Source organism: Arthrobacter sp. MAHUQ-56, assembly GCF_019710585.1.
Taxonomy (GTDB): domain Bacteria; phylum Actinomycetota; class Actinomycetes; order Actinomycetales; family Micrococcaceae; genus Arthrobacter.
In genome coordinates, this window is record NZ_JAIFZQ010000008.1 from 156,540 (window position 1) to 173,949 (window position 17,410).

20 protein-coding genes are annotated in these 17,410 nt (G+C 65.6%); 8 read left to right on the forward strand and 12 right to left on the reverse strand.

The window, feature by feature from the left end; genetic code table 11:
• Window positions 1-3: 3 nt before the first annotated feature.
• Complete coding sequence (locus tag K4G53_RS04895; protein ID WP_221384378.1) at window positions 4-276, reverse strand: DUF2277 domain-containing protein; 273 nt, start codon at window positions 274-276, stop codon at window positions 4-6.
• A gap of 214 nt (window positions 277-490) precedes the next feature.
• Here K4G53_RS04895 and K4G53_RS04900 point away from each other — a divergent pair, with 214 nt between their 5' ends.
• Window positions 491-757 (forward strand): WXG100 family type VII secretion target, encoded by a 267-nt coding sequence (locus K4G53_RS04900; RefSeq protein WP_221384379.1) that lies wholly within the window; start codon window positions 491-493, stop codon window positions 755-757.
• Between the two features lie 103 nt (window positions 758-860).
• Here the strand turns inward: K4G53_RS04900 and K4G53_RS04905 are convergent, their stop codons facing one another.
• Window positions 861-1,904 carry an EamA family transporter gene (locus K4G53_RS04905; protein WP_221384380.1) on the reverse strand — a complete coding sequence of 348 codons (1,044 nt, stop codon included), beginning with the start codon at window positions 1,902-1,904 and terminating at the stop codon, window positions 861-863.
• Window positions 1,905-1,975: 71 nt separating this feature from the next.
• Between K4G53_RS04905 and K4G53_RS04910 the strand changes: the two genes are divergently transcribed.
• On the forward strand, window positions 1,976-2,521 hold the full coding sequence (locus K4G53_RS04910) for a CGNR zinc finger domain-containing protein (protein ID WP_221384381.1): 546 nt from the start codon (window positions 1,976-1,978) through the stop codon (window positions 2,519-2,521).
• Between the two features lie 28 nt (window positions 2,522-2,549).
• Here the strand turns inward: K4G53_RS04910 and K4G53_RS04915 are convergent, their stop codons facing one another.
• From K4G53_RS04915 to K4G53_RS04925, 3 genes are all read right to left on the reverse strand, one after another.
• Complete coding sequence (locus K4G53_RS04915) at window positions 2,550-2,909, reverse strand: hypothetical protein (protein WP_221384382.1); 360 nt, start codon at window positions 2,907-2,909, stop codon at window positions 2,550-2,552.
• 102 nt (window positions 2,910-3,011) lie between these two features.
• Window positions 3,012-3,602 carry a hypothetical protein gene (locus K4G53_RS04920; protein WP_221384383.1) on the reverse strand — a complete coding sequence of 197 codons (591 nt, stop codon included), beginning with the start codon at window positions 3,600-3,602 and terminating at the stop codon, window positions 3,012-3,014.
• A 57-nt stretch (window positions 3,603-3,659) separates the two neighbouring features.
• Window positions 3,660-5,012 (reverse strand): MATE family efflux transporter, encoded by a 1,353-nt coding sequence (locus K4G53_RS04925; RefSeq protein ID WP_374226146.1) that lies wholly within the window; start codon window positions 5,010-5,012, stop codon window positions 3,660-3,662.
• A 121-nt stretch (window positions 5,013-5,133) separates the two neighbouring features.
• Between K4G53_RS04925 and K4G53_RS04930 the strand changes: the two genes are divergently transcribed.
• Both K4G53_RS04930 and K4G53_RS04935 read left to right on the forward strand, forming a co-directional pair.
• Window positions 5,134-5,568 (forward strand): DoxX family protein, encoded by a 435-nt coding sequence (locus K4G53_RS04930; protein ID WP_221384384.1) that lies wholly within the window; start codon window positions 5,134-5,136, stop codon window positions 5,566-5,568.
• Between the two features lie 150 nt (window positions 5,569-5,718).
• Window positions 5,719-6,720 carry an acyl-CoA thioesterase gene (locus K4G53_RS04935; protein WP_221384385.1) on the forward strand — a complete coding sequence of 334 codons (1,002 nt, stop codon included), beginning with the start codon at window positions 5,719-5,721 and terminating at the stop codon, window positions 6,718-6,720.
• Here K4G53_RS04935 and dnaB read toward each other — a convergent pair.
• Window positions 6,717-8,102 (reverse strand): replicative DNA helicase, encoded by a 1,386-nt coding sequence (gene dnaB, locus K4G53_RS04940; RefSeq protein WP_221384386.1) that lies wholly within the window; start codon window positions 8,100-8,102, stop codon window positions 6,717-6,719. The genes K4G53_RS04935 and dnaB overlap by 4 nt on opposite strands.
• Window positions 8,103-8,752: 650 nt before the next feature.
• Here dnaB and K4G53_RS04945 point away from each other — a divergent pair.
• Together K4G53_RS04945 and K4G53_RS04950 are read left to right on the forward strand one after the other, a co-directional pair.
• Complete coding sequence (locus K4G53_RS04945) at window positions 8,753-9,070, forward strand: hypothetical protein (RefSeq protein WP_221384387.1); 318 nt, start codon at window positions 8,753-8,755, stop codon at window positions 9,068-9,070.
• 3 nt (window positions 9,071-9,073) lie between these two features.
• A complete protein-coding gene (locus K4G53_RS04950; RefSeq protein ID WP_221384388.1) occupies window positions 9,074-9,640 on the forward strand; it encodes a hypothetical protein in 567 nt (188 codons plus the stop codon).
• A gap of 12 nt (window positions 9,641-9,652) precedes the next feature.
• Here K4G53_RS04950 and K4G53_RS04955 read toward each other — a convergent pair whose 3' ends face one another.
• From K4G53_RS04955 to rpsF, 6 genes are all read right to left on the reverse strand, one after another.
• Window positions 9,653-10,279, reverse strand: coding sequence for an FMN reductase (locus K4G53_RS04955; protein WP_221384752.1), 627 nt, complete (start codon window positions 10,277-10,279; stop codon window positions 9,653-9,655).
• Between the two features lie 93 nt (window positions 10,280-10,372).
• Window positions 10,373-11,224 (reverse strand): PhzF family phenazine biosynthesis protein, encoded by an 852-nt coding sequence (locus tag K4G53_RS04960; RefSeq protein WP_221384389.1) that lies wholly within the window; start codon window positions 11,222-11,224, stop codon window positions 10,373-10,375.
• Between the two features lie 81 nt (window positions 11,225-11,305).
• Complete coding sequence (rplI, locus tag K4G53_RS04965) at window positions 11,306-11,758, reverse strand: 50S ribosomal protein L9 (RefSeq protein ID WP_221384390.1); 453 nt, start codon at window positions 11,756-11,758, stop codon at window positions 11,306-11,308.
• Window positions 11,759-11,775: 17 nt separating this feature from the next.
• On the reverse strand, window positions 11,776-12,015 hold the full coding sequence (rpsR, locus tag K4G53_RS04970) for a 30S ribosomal protein S18 (RefSeq protein WP_003800144.1): 240 nt from the start codon (window positions 12,013-12,015) through the stop codon (window positions 11,776-11,778).
• A gap of 125 nt (window positions 12,016-12,140) precedes the next feature.
• Entirely contained in the window at window positions 12,141-12,710 is a 570-nt protein-coding gene (locus K4G53_RS04975) for a single-stranded DNA-binding protein (protein ID WP_221384391.1), read from the reverse strand.
• A 73-nt stretch (window positions 12,711-12,783) separates the two neighbouring features.
• Window positions 12,784-13,089 carry a 30S ribosomal protein S6 gene (gene rpsF / locus K4G53_RS04980; protein ID WP_015939036.1) on the reverse strand — a complete coding sequence of 102 codons (306 nt, stop codon included), beginning with the start codon at window positions 13,087-13,089 and terminating at the stop codon, window positions 12,784-12,786.
• Window positions 13,090-13,455: 366 nt separating this feature from the next.
• Here rpsF and K4G53_RS04985 point away from each other — a divergent pair, with 366 nt between their 5' ends.
• Together K4G53_RS04985 and K4G53_RS04990 are read left to right on the forward strand one after the other, a co-directional pair.
• Entirely contained in the window at window positions 13,456-15,492 is a 2,037-nt protein-coding gene (locus K4G53_RS04985) for a hypothetical protein (protein WP_221384392.1), read from the forward strand.
• Between the two features lie 344 nt (window positions 15,493-15,836).
• Window positions 15,837-17,405: a polysaccharide biosynthesis tyrosine autokinase gene (locus K4G53_RS04990; RefSeq protein WP_221384393.1), complete on the forward strand. Its 1,569-nt coding sequence runs from the start codon at window positions 15,837-15,839 to the stop codon at window positions 17,403-17,405.
• Window positions 17,406-17,410 lie beyond the last annotated feature (5 nt).

The window sequence follows — 17,410 nt, forward strand, 5'->3', positions numbered from 1 at the left end:
TCCTCAGGCCGCGCCGTACCGCACGGCGGCGCGCGCCCGGGCCTTGGCAGCCTCGGCCTCCCGGTCCTTCGGTGGCGCCTGCGTCACGAGGGAGTCCAGCAGGTGCTGGGTGATGTGTGCGATCTCGTGTACCGCCTCGTCGAAAGCCTCCTGGTTGGCCTTGGACGGCTTGGTACTGCCGCTGATCTTCCGGACGTACTGCAGCGCCGCGGCATGCACTTCCTCGGAGGTGGCGTGGGGTTCAAAGTTGTGGAGGGTTCGGATATTCCGGCACATACCGCCATGCTAGGCTCTTCCGACGCCTGGAATCGACCCCTCCTCCCGTCCCGTCACCGGGACCGTTCATGGGGAGTCCGGCATGGGCAGGGGTGCCCATCGACACTCTTTCGGACGCCGGGGTAGGTTTTAGGCAATGGATCTTCCGGATAGGCCGGGAGGCCGCTGGGGACGCCGACCTGGTTCGGATCCACTACCTAACAAGGAGAAACTGATGGCTATTTGGGGTGCAGACGTTGAGCAGCTTCGCCAGCTCGGCAGCAAGCTTCAGGCAGGTGCGTCCGAGATCGAGACGCAGAAGTCCACTCTCACCAAGGTTCTGAGCGGCACCGACTGGAAGGGCCCGGACGCGGACAAGTTCCGCCAGGAATGGTCCGGTACCCACACCACCATGCTGACCAAGGTTGCCGAAGCCCTGAAGGACGCCGGCGCACAGGCCAAGCGCAACGCCGAGCAGCAGAGCCAGGCCTCCCAGGGCTAGCGCCTTCGCGGCAGGACTGCCGCCGCCAGGGGTCCGGGCACCGCAAGGTGCCCGGATCCTTGGTTTTTAAGGGGATGACCCGCCTGGAACGCGGCGGCCGGGCCTAAGGGACGGGTTCGACGTCGTTCGCGTGTTCCAGCGGGGACGCCGCCTGGAGAGCCGCCGCAGCTCCGCCCGCTGCCGCAGCTGCGCTCCGCAGCTCGTCGAGCCGGACCAGGATGACCCCGCCCACGATAAGCACGCCGCCGAGCAGCTGGATGGGGCCCGGCAGCTCGCCAAGCAGCAGCCACGCCCACAGGACGGCGAAAAGGACTTCCGTCAGGGATACGAAGGATGCCACTTTGGAACCGAGGGCCCGGGCGGCCATGATGCCCGAGACGTAGGCCAGGACGGTGGCCAGGACCACCAGTCCCGCGAGGGAGACCCACCATGGCGTGGTCCATGGCCCCAGCCTGGTGTCCGCCGTGCTGAACGCCATGGGGAGCAGACCTGTGGCGCCGGCAAGCCACATGACCACGGCGCCGACCATCAGCCCGCCGGAGGCCAGCACGATAGGTGGCAGGGTGTCGTTCTCCTTGGCGGTGATGAAGAAGTAGATGGCAAGGCATACGGCCGCCGCGGCGCCCCAGAGGACGCCCACCAGGTCCACCTTGACCGCGCCCGTCAGGTCCAGCACCAGCACCAGGCCAGCCAGGGACAGCAGCGTTCCGCCGAAGGTCAGCACCCGGGGCCGCTTACGGCTGGCCGCCCAAAGCCACAGGACGATGATCACCGGCGCCAGGTACTCCAGGAGCAGCGCGACGCCCACGGACAGCCGGGCCACCGCGTTGAAGTAGAACAGCTGGCACGCCGCCACCCCGGTGACCCCGAACAGCAGGATGGTGATCCAGTTGTTCCGCAATTGGTGCCAGCGGCCGCGGAGGGCGTACCCGGCCGGAATGGCAAGGATCAGGGCTGCCCCCGTGAGCCGGGCGGTGACTGCCGCCCCCGGCGACCAGCCGGTTTCCAGGAGGGCCTTGGCGAAGGAGCCCGAAAGGCCGAAGACTGCGGACGAGAAGAGCGCGATGCCAAGGCCGGACGCGAGGACGCTGCGCTGCGCGCTGGAGACGCTGGCGTGATGGGTGTGGCTGTTGTTGGCGGCAGGCACCGTCGCCTCCTGTCAGGAGTAAAGTGGGGTAATGGTCATGACAGTACGCCCCCGCCCAGTAAGGAGTCAACATGGTCTTTGCCCCTGACACCGAGGTGGCGCTGCGGACGGTGGTGAACCTGGTCAATTCCGCGGCGAACGGCAGGGAAGGCCTGGGTTCGGTGACCGATCTTGACGCGTTCCTGGCAGCCGAGGGCTTCAGCGGCGGCCGGACCCGGGATGCCGGCGAACTGGAAAGCGTCCGGCAGTTGCGGGCGGTGCTGGCAGCAGCATGGACGGCCGGCGAGGACGCCGCGGTGGAAACCGTGAACAGGGTGCTGCGGGATGCCCGCGCGCTGCCGCAGCTGGTGAAGCACGACGGCTGGGACTGGCACCTTCACGCCACCGCCCCGGAAGCACCACTGGCGGACCGGATGGGAACGGAGGCGGCCATGGCGCTGGCTGACGTCATCCGCAGCAAGGAGATGGACCGCCTGCGTACGTGCGAATCCGAGGACTGCAACGCGGCGGTGCTGGACTTGAGCCGCAACCGCTCCAGGCGTTACTGCGACACCGGCAACTGCGCCAACCGGGCGCACGTGGCAGCCTACCGCGCCAGGCAGGCGGCAGCCGGATAGTTTGCGGGAGGGGCGGCCCCCGGGCGTCCTAGCGTTCGGGGTTGCCGTCCGCGCCGTCACCGGGCACAGGCGGGTTCTGGCTGCCCGGCGCACCGAAACCGTGCGTCGACTTCGGGCTGGAACTGAGGTTGACTCCCGATCCCTTGCCAAGATGTTCGGCGTTTTCCTTGTAGCTCATCGACAGCATGGCTGCAATCACCAGCGTGACGATGAAGGCGATGCCGGCGGCGGTGAAAGCCAGGTCAAAGCGGGGGGCGCGCGCGCTTCCCCCCGAAGCGAACACCAGGACTGCCACAAAGGCGGCGACGGCCCAGAATGCGGAAAACATCAGCGGCCCCTTCACCGAGGTCCGCAGCTTGCGCGGTTTTCCTGGATGCTGGTCAGCCACGATGGTTCCTTCCTGGAGGCGGCGTGCAGCCGGCCTGGTGTTGCGGATGAGCGGTGGCGCCTCCGAAATTTCTACAGAAAGTAGAACGGCACCCCTCCTAGTTTACGGCTTTCCGGGCACGGGCCGGGCATCGTGCCGCAGGGTCAGTCCGGAAAGCACCCACAGGACGCCGGAAATGATGGCCCCGCCTCCCGCGACGCCAAGGAGGGCGTGGGCGCCGAGTCCGATGAAGAACGGCAGCAGCACGGCCGTTCCAATCCCGACCACCCCGGAAGCAATCCAGTCCCGGGCCAGCACATGGCCTCCCCTGCAGCGCAGCCCGCAGGCCAGTTCGAGGACTCCTGCCACACCCAGGCCCAGCGCAGCTATCACACCGAACAGCAGGTCGGTATGCAGCAGGGCCACCACTACCCCGGCGCCGGCGAGGGCCGCTCCTGCGGCGGACAGCATCTTGCCGGCCGGAGACTTCTGTCCCAGGCCTGCGGCAGGGATGCCCCGGATGGCCAGCACGCCGGTGGCCAGCAGGTAGAGGCCGCCGGCCCAGCCCATGACCTCAACGGAGGGCGAGGTCCAAAAAACCGTGACGGCGCCGAATACCAGGGCCGCGGCTGCGCGGAGCAGGACCGGCTTCCAGAGGTCGGTGCGGTGGGCGGTTCCGGGAGCAGCGCCCGCCGGTGTCAATGGTTGCGTCACCGCTCCAGTTTAGTGGCGGCGCCTGGAACGTCGAACCGGTGACCGCCGTTCGCAACCTCAGGTGGATCCCAGCACCATCCACCGGTCGGACCGCGCGCGCAGGCCCAGGGTGCAGGCACGGGCGGCCATGTAACCAATTCCGAAGGCCACCCAAAGCCATCCAAGCCCGGCCGCGCCGGCTGCACCGGAAACAGCCACCGCAGCAAGCAACGGGGCATAGAACGCAAGGTTCACCAGCCCCGCCAGTGCCAGGTACCGCGCGTCTCCGGCGCCAATCAGCACGCCGTCCAGGACAAAGACGTACCCGGCGACGGGCTGCCCGGCCGCCAGCACCCACAGTGCCACAGCCAGGACCCACTGCACCTGCGGATCGGAGGTAAAAAGCGCGCCGGCGGAGGGGGCCAGCACCGCGAGCAGCAGCCCGGTCACGACGCCGAAGCCAGCACCCCAACGGACCATGGTCCGGGTCAGCAGCCGCGCCCTTGCTGCATTGGAGGCGCCCAGTTCTTTCCCGATCAGCGCCTGCGCCGCGATGGCCAGGGCATCGAGGGCGAAGGCAAGGAAGGAGAAAATGGTCATGGCCAGCTGGTGGGCGGCGAGGTTGACCTCGCCCTGGGCCGTGGCCACCAGCACCGTGGCAAGGATAGCCGCCCGCAGGCTGAGGGTGCGCAGCATCAGCCAGGACCCCACGCGCGCCATGCTGCGGATGCCGCGCCAGCTGGGCAAGAGGCTGACGCCGTGGCGGGCCGCATTCCGGCGCACCATGACCACGTAGACGGCCGCCATGGCCCACTGCGCAAGGCTGGTGCCCGCAGCCGAACCGGCGACGGACCAACCCAGGCCGTACACAAGCCAGAGGTTCAACACGATGTTGACGCCGAACCCTGCCGTAGCCACCACCAAGGGAGTCCTGGTGTCCTGCAGGCCCCGCAACACCCCGGTGCCGGCAAAGATCAACAGCATGGCCACCAGTCCCGGCATGGACCACCGGAAGTAATCCACGGCGAATACCCGCACGCTGCCCTGGGCACCCAGCAGGCCAATCAGCGGTTCCGCCGCCAGGAAGCCCGCCATCGCAAGGAACACGCCCAACAGCAGCGCCAGCCAGACGCCGTCGCGCCCGGCGGCGAGTGCCTTCCCCACCTGCCCCTCACCGATGGCTCGCGCTACGGCGGGAGTGGTGGAGTAGGCCAGGAAGACCATAAGTCCGACGACGGTCTGAAGCACAGCTGAGGCAAGTCCCACACCCGCCAGCTGGGCCACGCCAAGATGGCCCACAATGGCCGAGTCGGCGAGGAGGAAGAGCGGCTCGGCCACCAGGGCGCCGAAGGCGGGGACGGCGAGGCGCAGTATCTCGCGGGCAGGCGTCCGGGTGGCAGGCGCAGCGGCAGGAGGCGGCAGTTGGGACACGCTGCCAGCTTATCGGCGCTTCCTTGCCGCCGCCCGCCGGGCAGGGGTCCCGCGCCCGGCATGACGAATCCCACACGGGAAATAGTTGACTCTTCAACTATTGGCGCGGGAGAGTTGTCCTATGAACCAGTCACGACTTACCACCACCGCACTCACTGCCCTTCGCGTCGTCCTGGGCTTCCTCTTCGCAGCCCACGGGTGGCAGAAGTTCAACGAATGGACCATTGCCGGAACACAGGCCTCCTTCGCCAAGATGGGCGTACCCGCCGCTGAAGCCGCGGCCCCCGCAGTCGCCGTCCTGGAACTGGCGGGCGGCGTGGCACTGGTTCTGGGCATCCTCACCCGGGTGGTTGCCGCACTCCTGGTCCTGGATATGCTGGGCGCCCTGGTCCTGGTGCACGCATCCGCAGGCGTCTTCGCCGCGGCTGGCGGCTACGAACTCGTCCTGCTCCTAGCCGCAGCCTCCTTCGCACTCGCACTCACCGGCCCGGGCCGCCTTTCCGTCGACCGCGCCCTCTTCGGCCGCAGCAACTCCCGTCTGGCAGTCCTCGCCTAGCCGTCCCCACCGGCACCCCAACCCGCCCGACGGCGGCCGGCCACCCAAAGTGTCCGGCCGCCGTCGGAATTTAAGCGGCAATTATCCGATCCGGCCGTTCTGTTGCGGGCCCAACCGGCAGGTAACAGAAGCCATCAGTATGATCGCAGCATGACTGAGACCGGGCGCCCCAACTCCGTGACCCTCCGCTTCCTGGCCGCCCCCACGGACGTGGGGCACAGCGGGTCGGTAGACGCGGGCACCGTGCTGGAATGGGTGGACAAGGCCGCCTACGCGGCAGCGGTCGGATGGGCCAAGTCCTACTGCGTCACCGCATACGTGGGCAACATCCACTTCGCCGACCCCGTCAACAGCGGCGACATGGTGGAGGTCGAAGCCACCATCGTGTACACCGGCCGGTCCTCCATGCACATCCAGACAGTGGTGTCCTCGGGCGACCCCAAGGGCGGCCCGGCCACCATGCGCAGCCAGTGCATGGTGATCTTCGTGGCGGTGGGCGAGGACGGCAAACCCATCCCTGTGCCTCAGTTCGAGCCTGCCACCCCGGCGGAGATTGAGCAGCGCGACCACGCCCTGGCGCGCATCAAGGTCCGTGAGCAGATCGTGGAAGCCATGAAGCGCCAGGAATATACCGATGCCGGAACCGCAGAGCGCGTGACACTGAGGTTCATGGCTGCACCCACCGACGTCAACTGGGGCGGCAAAGTCCATGGCGGCATCGTGATGAAGTGGATTGACGAGGCCGCGTACGTCTGCGCATCCCGGTACTGCGGCAGGGACACCGTTGCCGTATTTTCCGGTGGGGTCCGCTTCTACCGGCCGCTGCTGATCGGCCACGTGGTGGAGGTGGAGGCGCGCCTCGTCTACACCGGAACCAAAGGCATGCATATCGCCGTACATGTCCGCTCGGGCGACCCGAAGGGACGTGAACTCAACCTGACCACCTACTGCCTCACGGTGATGGTGGCCCGCGACGAGGAAGGAACCTCCGTGCCGGTGCCCGCGTGGGTGCCGGTCAGCGGGGAGGACAAGCGGCTCCACGCCCATGCCCGCGAACTACTCGAAATCCGGGGCACGGCGCCCGGGAACCGGCTGCCCAACCACCTGCTGGCGCAGGCGGCGGCTGCCGGCACCCCGACCGACGCAGCCTAGAACCCTCCGCCGCCGCCGGCGTCGCCCGCCATATTGGCAAAGCGCGAATAGTGGCCCTGGAACGCCACCACGATGTCCTTGGTGGGACCGTTACGGTGCTTGGCCACCAGGATGTCCGCTTCTCCCGCGCGGGGGGATTCTTTGTCGTAGACGTCCTCGCGGTGGAGCAGGATCACCATGTCCGCGTCCTGCTCAATGGAACCGGATTCACGGAGATCGGAAACCATGGGCCTCTTGTCAGAGCGCTGCTCCGAACCACGGTTCAGCTGGGAAAGAGCGATCACCGGCACCTGGAGTTCCTTGGCCAGGAGCTTGAGCGCACGGGAGAATTCCGAAACTTCCTGCTGGCGGGACTCCACCTTCTTGCCCGAGCTCATCAGCTGCAGGTAGTCGAGGATCACCAGCTTGAGGTCGTGCTGCTGCTTCAGCCGGCGGCACTTGGCCCGGATTTCCATCAGCGACATATTCGGGCTGTCGTCGATGAACAGAGGAGCGTCGTTCATCCGGCCCATGGTGGTGGCGATCTTGGACCACTGCTCGTCCTTGATGGTTCCCTTGCGGAGGTCCTGGAGGCCAATGGTGGCTTCCGCGGAAAGCAGTCGCATCGCGATCTCGTTCCGGCCCATTTCCAGCGAGAACATCACGGTGGACAGGTTGTTCTTGATGGCGGCGGACCGGGCAAAGTCCAGCGCGAAGGTGGACTTGCCCACGGCCGGACGGGCGGCGATGACAATCATCTGGCCGGGGTGCAGCCCGTGGGTGAGTTCGTCCAGTTCATAAAATCCCGTGGGGACGCCGGTCATGCCTTCGCCTCGATGGCCGGACGCCTCGATCTCGTCCACGGTGGACTCCATGACGTCCTTCAGCACCACGTAGTCTTCCGCGGTGCGGCGCTCGGCCACGGCGTACACTTCCGCCTGCGCCTGGTTGACGAGGTCCTCCACCTCGCCGTCGGAGCCGTAGCCCAGCTGGACGATTTTGGTTCCGGCGTTCACGAGGCGCCGCAGGACGGCCCGCTCCGCGACGATCTCGGCGTAGTAGCCGGCATTCGCAGCGGTGGGGACGGTCTGGATCAGTTCGTGCAGGTAGGCCGGGCCGCCGATCCTGTTGATCTCGGCCCGCTTGGTCAGTTCGTCCGAGACCGTAACGGCATCGGCAGGCTCACCACGTCCGTAAAGGTCGATGATGGCCTCGTAGATGGTCTCGTGGGCCGGGCGGTAGAAGTCCTGTCCCCGGAGAATCTCCACGACGTCGGCAATGGCATCTTTGGAAAGCATCATGCCGCCAAGGACCGACTGTTCGGCAGCGATGTCCTGCGGTGGTTTCCGGCTGGCGTCCGATCCGCGGGTTGCCTCGACAGGGTCCAGATGCGCGATTGACAAAGCTGCCGTCCTCAATTTGTACCGGGTCCTGGCGGCCCCGGTGATGATCCATCCCGTTCCCAAAGCTCCGCCCGGTCACCGGACGTCGCCACCTGTCCACATCTACCGGAAGGCTCCGACATCGGTGCCGAAAGGCGGTCCGCGTCCAGGCCGAACAGGGTTATCCCCAGTGTCCACAGCTTTTCCACAGGGGAGCGGGCGGCCGTGCGCGAGAGCCCTGGACAGAGCCGCCTACGCGTACCGCCGGCCCCGGAGAACAGGTACCCCGCTACGCTAGCCGCCCCGTGCCGAACGGCAAAGCCCGACCGTCCACGGGACTGTGGATAACCTGTGCAGTATGTGGCATAGCTTGTGCACAGCCTGTGGGGAAGCCTGTGGAAAGTAAAATTCTTTTGTGACCGGGACGCCGCTGACCAGCGGAAACATCATCACCAGCATGTGGAGTAAATATTTCTTCCGGGGAATTTCATCCACAGCCTGGCGAAGGGTTCGGGCGGCCCCTGCCAGGCCTTGTGCCTTTACCAGCGATTTTGGCGGGGCCGTGGTGTTGATCATATTCGGCAGCAGGAGCATGACCGCGCTGTCCCCGGCCTATGTACGAAGCAGTGAATATTGCTGTGGATAACCTGGAACTGGAATAAGCTCTAGGTATGGGCGATCTACTGCTGGTGCTGTTGCCTGCGGTGGTACTGGCGGCGATCCTGTGGGGACTGGCCACGGCCCTCCGGCCGCGGGGCACCGGCATGTCCGAGGCCGACAAATACCAGCGCGAACTCGCCGAGCGGGCGGCCAGGCATTATGCTGCCCAAGTCCAGGCCGCAATGGCCGCGCGGGCCCGGCTGGAGCCAGGCAGCCACCCCGGCGGCGCGCAGCGGCGGACCACCGGCCTGCAGGACCATTCGCGGGCGGATAGCCCGGCAATTTACCCGGACCTGGCTGCGGCCAGGAAGCACACAGAACGGTACTGAACAATGGAATCCCTCGTGGTCCCGGTCCTGATCCTTCTCGCCGTGATGGCGGCGGTCCTCTTCGCATACCGTGGCATCGCCAACCGCAAGGCTTCGCGCAGCGCGGCGCCCGTCGAACCGGCGCCCACGCCGCAGGAGGCAGCGAGGGCAGCGGCAGCAAAGCTGTCGGAGGATGAACACCGGCGGCTGTATGCCCTGATCGCGCAGGGCCAGGCGATGGCAGCCATCAAGCTGTACTACGAAGCCACCGGCGAGGGGCTGCGCGCTTCGCGGGACGCCGTGGGCGCCCTGGCTGCCCACCCCCAGCCATACCGGACCCCCGAGGCCGCGCCGGTCCCGGACGACGATGACGATGAACCGCAGCGCTTTCCGTACCGCTACCGGGCCATCGCCAGCAAGGGCGACGTGACCCGCGAGGTGAGCAGCAACATGCTGAACGATGAAATCTACGGCAGGATCCGCACCCTTGCCCGCAGCGGGGATACCGAGGCCGCCGCCAACGCACTGACCCGGCACTCGGACATCTCGCTGAAGCAGGCGCGGGAGTTCATTGCCCTGCTGGACGACTAGAGGGCTGGAGCGCTAGCGGGAACCGGCGATTCCCGCCAGCAGCTGCTCGAAGGGCAAGGATTCCAAGGGTGCCGGCTTGCGGCCGGGCTGCGCCCCTTCAAGCAGCCTGGTGAACTCGCCCGCGGCCCGCTCGATGCGGTCTGCCAGTGATGCCCCGTCCTCTTCGGCGGTGCCCCAGTCCTGCGGTCCGGCGAAAACGCCGGTAGGTGCCATCCGTGTGCGCAGGTAGCTGAACAGCGGCCGGAGGGCGTAGTCCAGGACCATCTGGTGGCGGTCCGTGCCGCCGGTGGCACCCAGCAGGACCGCCTTGCCATCCAGGGACTTGGGATCCAGGACGTCAATGAAGGACTTGAAGAGGCCGCTGTACGAGGCACTGAATACAGGGGTCACGGCGATGATTCCGTCCGATGCTTCCACGGCCGCGATGACCTCCGCCAGGCGCGGCCCGGCGTAACCGGTGACAAAGTTGTTGGCGATGTCTACGGCCAGATCCCGCAGTTCCACTACTTCCACTGCTGCCTCGTAGCCGGCGGCCTTGAGCTGGCGCTCTGCCGAGGCTCCAAGCTGATCCGCCAGCAGGCGGCTGGATGACGGTACGCCAAGTCCGGCTGAGAGGACGGTGATGCGGCGGGTTTCCATGACGTTCTCCTGGTGCTCGTTTAGTTCAGCTATATGCATTTGCATCTATACTCCTGAACTTCCCCTGCCGCCCGGATATTCCCGAACGGCAAATCAGAGCAGCACACTTCCTTTGATGCAGGTTGTTGAGTGGCCCCCTACCCAGATGTCTCCGCCCCCGGCTTCGACATGGATGCGCCCCGAGCGCCCCAGGACGGTGCCCTGCGAGGCCACGTAGCACTCAGGGGCCCTGCCGCTGCCGATCAGCCACTGCGCCGCACCCGCGTTGAAACTGCCTGTCACAGGATCCTCCACCAACGCTTCACCGGGCAGGAACGTGCGGACCTCAAAGTCCGCATCCGCGCCGGGCTCGTGCGGGGCGAGCACCCCGACCTTGAGGTTTCCCAAAGCAGCCGTATCCGGATCGATGGCCAGGACCTGCTCCGCGGACTCCAGCAGGACGCCAATCCACTCCGGACCGTTGACCAGCCAGGACGAGTCCACGATGTCGCCGGCAGCCAGGCCGAGCCCCTCCGCCACCTGCTGCCGCTCCTGCTCACCAAGTGCGCCGAAGCGGGTGAGGGGCGGGGCAGCGAAGGCAAGGCGGCCGCCGTCGTGCTTAATCCGGACCAGGCCCGCGCCACACTCCTGCACCACGTAGCCGTCGGTTCGGGGCACTCCCCCGGCCTCCAGCCAGGTGTGCGCCGAGCCCAAAGTGGGGTGGCCAGCGAACGGAAACTCCTCTGAACCGGTGAAGATGCGGACCCGGTAATCCGCGCGGGAGTCCTCCGGCGGAAGGAGGAACGTGGTTTCGGACAGGTTGGTCCAGTTGGCGAAGTGCTGCATCGTCGCTGTATCCAGGCCCCGGCCATCGAGCACGACGGCCAGCGGATTGCCGCGGTAGGCCTGCGGGGAGAAGACATCAACCTGGTGGAAGGGACGGCTGCGGGGGATCGTTCGGTTCACCGGTGCAGGCTACCACCGAAAAAACGAAAGACCCCCGCCACCGGATACCGGCAGCGGGGGTCTTGACGTGCAGCGCGGAAACTACTTCCCGGCGACGACGTTCAGTTCGATCACGGCGGCAACGTCAGCGTGGAGGCGGACGTTGGCCTGGTAGGAACCGACCGACTTGATGTGGGCCGGCAGTTCCACCTTGCGCTTGTCGATCTTGCCAAGGCCTGCGGCCTCAACGGCGTCGGCAACGTCGCCCTGCTTGACGGTGCCGAACAGGCGGCCGGACTCGCCGGCCTTGACGACCAGCTTGACCGGCTTGGCGGACAGTGCAGCGGCCTGCTTCTGAGCATCTTCCAGGGAAGCGTGCTCGCGGGCGGCGCGGGCAGCCTTGATGGACTCAACCTGCTTCTCGCCACCCTTGGACCAGGTCAGGGCGAAGTTGCGGGGCAGCAGGTAGTTACGTGCGTAACCGTCCTTGACCTCGACAACATCGCCAGCAGCACCGAGACCGGTAACTTCGTGGGTCAGAATGAGCTTTGCCATGTTAGTTAATCCCTTCCTTAGCCGCGGCCAGCGCCGGAGTAAGGCAGCAGAGCAACTTCGCGGGCGTTCTTGATTGCCTGGGCGATCTTGCGCTGTTCCTGCACCGTAACGCCAGTGACGCGACGGGCGCGGATCTTGCCGCGGTCGGAGATGAACTTGCGCAGCAATGCTACGTCCTTGTAGTCGATGACAGTGATGTCAGCGGCCTTCAAGGGGTTGGACTTTGGTTTGGGCTTACGGAGTTCAGCCTTAGCCATCGTGGAGCTCCTATTCTAGGGAGCCCGTGGATATTGATCCACGGGATGGTGGTGGTCCGACGGCGGAAACCGCTTTGGGTGCGTTCAGCACCCCGGCAGTCCCGGCACCGGGCCTTTGTTTGGGTTTAGAAGGGAGGTTCGGAATCGGGGCCGTTGCCCCAGCCGCCTGCGTTGGACACCCCGGGCGTGGCCCAGGGATCGTCCTGTGCAGCCTGCTGGTTGCCGCCGCCCCAGCCTCCACCGGAGTTGCCACCCTGGTTGCCAGAGTTGCCGCCTCCGAAGCCACCGCCGCTGTTGCCGCCGCCGAAGCCACCCTGGCCCCCGCCGGAGCGCTGGGTGCGGTTGACCTTGGCGTTGGCGTAGCGCAGGCTCGGGCCGATCTCGTCGACCTCAAGCTCGATGACGGTGCGCTTTTCGCCTTCTTTTGTTTCGTAGGAACGGCTCTTCAGGCGGCCGGTTACGATGACGCGCATTCCCTTGGTGAGGGATTCGGCAACGTTCTCGGCTGCTTCACGCCACACCGCGGCGCGGAGGAACAGGGTTTCCCCGTCCTTCCACTCGTTGGACTGGCGATCAAAGGTGCGTGGAGTGGAAGCGATGGTGAAGTTCGCTACTGCGGAACCTGACGGTGTGAACCGCAATTCCGGGTCATTGGTGAGGTTACCGATGACCGTAATGGTGGTCTCGCCTGCCATCTACTGCCTCCTTGTTCGATCCTGGGTGAAGAGTGCGTGTCCTGCGGGGTAAAGAATGAAAGTGGATACTGAATTACTCAGCAACAACCTTCTGCTCTTCGGGGCGGGTGATCTTGGTGCGCATGATGGTCTCGTTAAGAGACAGCTGGCGGTCAAGTTCCTTGGCGGTTTCCGGCTTGGCGGTGAAGTTCACCACGGCGTAGATACCTTCGGACTTCTTCTTGATGTCGTAAGCCAGACGGCGACGGCCCCAGATGTCAACCTTCTCGATGGTTCCACCATCGTTGGTGATGACGTTCAGGAACTTCTGAAGCGACGGCTCAACGGTACGCTCTTCGACCTCGGGGTCGATGATTACCATCAATTCGTAAGGACGCATATGTGAACCCACCTCCTTTGGGCTAAGCGGTTACGGCATTTCCGTAACAGGAGGTTCATTTGCGTGCCGGGCGGCGCCCCGTCCCGGAACGGGAGCTGGACGCAGCACAGACTTCACTATCTTAGTGCATGCCGCCCGGTTAGGCGATTCGCGCTTGACTCAAGGCTAGCGGCGGAGGTATCTGCCCCGTCTCCCTGTCGCGGCCTATGTGGAAAACCCCGCAGCGGCCGACCCCGCAACTCCCTAGTGGTTGCGGACCCGAAAGACCCTATTGTCCCGGGGGAATCGGGGAGTCTAAGTTGGCCGTAAACGCGGGGCGGCTGGGGGCCTCCTGATCGATTCCCTCCTGCACGCAAGGTGGACAAGATGCCCAAAGCAAAAACCCCCGCAGCCGTCGTTGCCCAATCCTTGGCCCTGGCAGTTGCCCTGCTCGTGAGCCTGATCGCGGCCGTCAGCAGCGCCCAGGCCGCCGAGAACTACGGATACCAGAGCATCAGTTACTCCGGTGTGGCCAACGCGCCTACCTCGGACAAGCCCCAGAGCAAGCTCTGGTGGAACGATGGCACGTGGTGGGCGGACATGTGGGCCACGGGAAGCGGTTGGCACATCTTCCGCCTCGACAGGGCAACCCACGCATGGGTGGATACCGGCATCCTCAACGACAACCGCAGCAACACGCTGGCGGACACGCTGTGGGACGGCAACAAGCTGTACATCGCCTCGCACGTTGTCACGGTATCGGGTGACTCGAGTACCAAGCCATCGGTCTCCGGCCAGCCCGCCAAGCTTTACCGGTACAGCTATGCTTCGGGCAAATACACGCTGGACTCCGGGTTTCCCACCACTATCACCAACAACAGCAGCGAGTCGATGACCATCGACAAGGACACCACGGGGGCAATCTGGGCCACCTGGACCCAGGTGTCGGGAAGCTCCACCTCCGGCTACACCAGCAGCGTCTACGTGAACGCATCCGCCCCGGGCGGTACCACATGGGGAACGCCCTTCATCCTGCCCGTGGCGGATCCAAACCCGGCGCCGGATGATATCTCCGCGGTCGTCGCCTTTGGGAAAAACAAGATCGGGGTGATGTGGAGCGACCACAGTTCCAACGCTGTCTACTGGGCAACCCGCACCGACGGAACCTCCCCCACGGCGGCATCATCCTGGAACTTCCAGCCTGCGGTCCAGGGCAAGGGCCAGGCGGATGACCACTTGAACATCAAGGCCCTCATTGCCGACACGGCGGGACGTGTCTACGCCGCAGTGAAGACGAGCCTGAATGACATCTCGACCGACAAAACACTTCCGGAGCTGCAACTGCTGGTGTTCAAGCCGGGAACGGGCTCCTTCACCAAGTCGACCATCGCCACCATTGCTGACTGCGTCACCCGGCCGCAAATACTGCTGGACACCGCAAACAACCTGGTCAGGGCGTTCTACACGGGACCGTCCACGTCGGTATCCGGCTGCGCGTATTCGGGCATACCAGGCAGTATCTACGAAAAGACTGCCTCCATGGACAACCCCGTCTTCGGCAGCGGCCGGGGAACCCCGGTCATCCAGGACGGGGCGTCGGCCAACATGAACGATGTCACCACCACCAAACAGAGCGTAAACGCCACCACCGGCGTCGTGGTCATGGCCAGCAACAAGGCCACGCAGCGCTACTGGTACTCGGACCGGCCGCTGGGAACGGCACCCTCGCCGTCGCCCTCGCCGTCGCCCTCGCCCTCGCCGTCACCCTCGCCCTCCCCGTCACCCTCACCGTCTCCAACGGGGGCCATCAGCGTAGTGGGCACGGCCAGTAACTACTCCGGCACTGCCACCACCATTACGCTGACGAAGCCGTCGGCGGCTGCCGCCGGCGACGTCCTGGTTGCATCCTTTACCGCAGACCAGAACCCCTCGATCAGTACTGCCCCCGCCGGGTGGACGCCAATCGTCAACGGGCTCAAGATCAGCACGGGAGCCAAGCTGTTTTCGTACTATCACGTCGTCGGAACGGGTGATGGGTCCTCCTACTCCTGGACCACCAGCCCGGCGGTGAAGTGGGGCGGGGGCATCACGGCCTACCGCGGCGTCAACACCACCACACCCCTGGACAGTGGCGTGGCAACCAAGGTGGACGCCACCTACTCGGCCACCAGCATCACGGTCCCTGGAATCACCACCGCGAGCAACGGCGCCCTCCTGATCGGCGGCGTGGGGTTCGACAGTGGCAACCCCGCCGCGACACCGCCCGCCGGATGGACCGAACGCTACGAGGCTGCGGGCGGCCAGGTAGCAGAGCAGGCCGACAAGCCGCAGTCCACCGCCGGCGCCAGTGGCACCGCTACGTGGACCCTTTCAAGCCCCAAGGGAGTGGGGGCATGGCAGGCGGCATTGAAACCCGCCAGTTGAGCAACCCCTAAAGGCTCCGTGCGGGCTGCGTTGCCAGTACGGCGGCGCAGCCCGCAGGTTTTTGTGAACCCTGCGGTTCAGTGCCTGGACCATTGCAGGTACCCGCAATTTCCACATTCTTCCCCCCGCACACCCACACACGGGCGGACCTCCGGAACCACGCCAGTCGCGGGCGGAATAGCTTGGCAGCGTACGGCAAAAGCGGCAAGCAGCGACAAGAGAAACCGCCGGAAAAGGGAGCAACCATGGCAAAAGAAGAGGTCCCGCAAACTGACTGGACCTTGTCAGGTCCCTTTACCGCGCCTGCCCGTCCGCAACATCAACCTCCAGGAGGGATAGCTCAGTTGAGTAACCAGGATATTGCCGCTGGCAACGAGGGATCCGGGGCCGGCCTTGGCCTGAGGGACTATGCCCGGATAGCCCGGACCTACTGGAAGTTCATCACGGTGGTGACCCTGGTCTTCACCGTGGCAGCAATGGCGTGGAGCTCCATGCGGCCCCGCGTCTATGCCGCCGAGGCCAGCGCGGTGGTGGTTGCAGCCGGAACGGAAAGCGTCAGCAGCCTCCTCGCCGGGGACACGCTCGCCAAGGCGAGGGCCAAGAACTACAAGTCCCTGGCTGAATCGCGGCTCGTTGCGGACAACGTCAGTGCTTCCACGGGAGTGAAGATGACCGGCGCGGAACTGCTGGACTCCGTCAGCGTCAATGTTCCCCGCGACACGGCCGAAATCCGGATCCACGCCGAGTCCTCCGACCCCACCACTGCACAGAAAGTCGCTGACGCGTGGGTCGCCGAGCTGGGCAGGCAGGTTCAAGAGAGGGAGAGGGCGTCTGCCACTGCGGCAGCAGGCCAGCCCGCGCCTGCGGCGGTGCCGCCGCTTTCCCTGGTTTCCCTGGACGCGGCCACCGTTCCCACGGCTCCCGTCTCTCCCGGCGTTGGTTTGTCTACGGCTTCCGGTGCGCTCATGGGCCTCCTTCTGGGCTACGTCGCCGCGCTCCTGCGGCACCGCCTGGACCGGCGGGTCCGGACCGCAGCAGAGGTTGAGAAGCTCTTCTCCGTACCGGTGGTTGGAGCGCTTCCCGTCGATTCCACGCTGCAAGGTGGCAACAAAGTGTTGGAGAGCCCGTCACGCAAGCCCGGTGCATACGGGCATAACCCGGCATTCGCTGAAGCACTGCGTGAACTGCGCACCAATTTGACCTTCCTCGACGTCGACAACCCGCCCCGGATCATCGTCGTCACGAGTTCTGTGAGCGGGGAAGGCAAATCAACCATCGCCGCCAACCTGGCCTCCGCCATGGCGGCGGCAGGCGAGGACGTCGTCGTTGTCGATGGTGACCTCAGGCATCCCAGCATCGCCCGTATCTTCGGCGTGGTTCCGGGCATCGGCATCACGGACATACTGACCGGAAAAGCGCGCGTGGACGACGTTCTCCAGCAACGGAGCGACCTGCCCAACCTGCGGATCCTTGGATCCGGCCGGATTCCCCCGAACCCGAGCGAACTACTGAGCTCGCGGGCAATGAAGCAGCTGATCTGTTCCCTGTCGGAGAGAGGCGTCGTCATCATTGACGCTCCCCCGCTGCTCCCGGTCACCGACGCCGTGCTCCTGGCGCGCGTCGCCGACGGTGCCATCGTGGTTGTCAGGGCCGGCCGGACCACGAAGGAACAGCTCTCGAAGTCCCTCGGAAACCTTCGAAGGGTCAGCGCGGGCGTTCTCGGCACACTGCTGAACTGTGTACCGGCAAAAGAATTTGACGGCTACTCGTACTACACGCCCGATCCGGAACCTGCCGAGGCGGCCGTTCCCAAAGACCACGATGTTGCACCGCATGCAAGGCGGCGGGAACTTCCTCCCCCCGTCTCCGAAGCCGGCGAAGACACCTACAGCAGGAGCGTCTCTTCATCCTAGGCGGC